At 61.2% G+C, this 381-nt stretch carries 1 protein-coding gene; it reads left to right on the top strand.

Going from position 1 to position 381, the window contains the following annotated elements:
• Positions 1–296, top strand: a 296-nt coding sequence (locus EN859_RS35765; protein WP_245525881.1) for a hypothetical protein, incomplete at its 5' end; no start/stop codon positions are given.
• Positions 297–381 lie beyond the last annotated feature (85 nt).

Genomic DNA, 381 nt, shown 5'->3' with positions numbered 1-381 from the left:
GCCGCCGGCTGACCTCGGAACGTTTGCCGCCCACGTCCGTTGTGCGGCGACAAGTCGAGGGAGAAATGCCGATGCCGTCGAAGTCCGCGCCGAAATCTCCGAAAACCGCGGCGGTCCGTTCGCTCGAACATGAGCGGCATCAAGAGGCCGACACCGAAGAGGAACTCGAGGAAGGCCTCGAGGATACGTTCCCTGCCAGCGATCCGGTGTCCATCACCAGTTCGGCGATCCCCGGTGCACCCGCCAAGCCCGGCAAGGCCAAGACGGTGGCCGGACGCAAGACCCGCAAGCCCTGATTTAGCAGATTCCGGTTGAAGGCATCTTCCCAACACCTCCGAAGATGCGATATTCAAAGCGCTTTGGAGAGGAAAAAATGCCTGT

It is taken from the genome of Mesorhizobium sp. M00.F.Ca.ET.216.01.1.1, assembly GCF_004010325.2.
In the GTDB taxonomy this organism is placed as follows: Bacteria; Pseudomonadota; Alphaproteobacteria; order Rhizobiales; family Rhizobiaceae; genus Mesorhizobium.
This window is presented reverse-complemented; position numbering and strand designations above follow the sequence as displayed.